The following is a 631-nucleotide window of genomic DNA, read 5'->3' on the forward strand; positions in this document are numbered from 1 at the left end:
CCGTGGTCCGCGCACGGACGGTGGAGGACGTGCAGGCCGCGTGCCGGATCGCGCACGGCACCCGCACCCCGCTGGTCACCCGCGGAGCGGGCACGGGGCTGGCCGGCGGCGCCGTCGCGGGGGCGGGCGAGATCGTCCTGGACATGACCGCGATGGACCGGATCCTGGAGGTCTCCCCCGCGGACCGCGTGGCCGTCGTCGAGCCGGGGATCCTCAACGGGGCGCTGAACGCCGCGCTCGCCGAGCACGGGCTGTGGTGGGCCCCGGACCCCGCGTCGAAGGACATCTCCACGGTGGGCGGCAACATCGCGATGAACGCCGGCGGGCTGCTGTGCGCCAAGTACGGCGTCACGCGCGAGGCCGTGCTGGGCCTGGACGTGGTGCTCGCGGACGGCACCCTGCTGCGGCTGGGCCACCGCACCGTCAAGGGGGTGACCGGCTACGACCTGGTCGCGCTGATGATCGGCTCGGAGGGCACGCTCGGCGTGATCGTGGGCGCGACGCTGGCGCTGCGGCCGGCCGTGCGCGGCGTGCCCGTGACGCTCGGCGGGTTCTTCCCGGACGTCGTCGCGGGCGCCGCCGCGGCCGAGGCGATCACCGGGGCCGGTCACGTGCCCGCCCTGATGGAGCT

General features: G+C 76.1%; 1 protein-coding gene. It reads left to right on the plus strand.

Going from position 1 to position 631, the window contains the following annotated elements; genetic code table 11:
- Window positions 1–631, plus strand: a 631-nt coding sequence (locus D8M29_RS13275) for an FAD-binding oxidoreductase (protein WP_127446084.1), incomplete at both ends; no start/stop codon positions are given.

This window comes from Micrococcus sp. HSID17227 (assembly GCF_003989405.1).
Lineage (GTDB): Bacteria > Actinomycetota > Actinomycetes > Actinomycetales > Micrococcaceae > Micrococcus > Micrococcus luteus.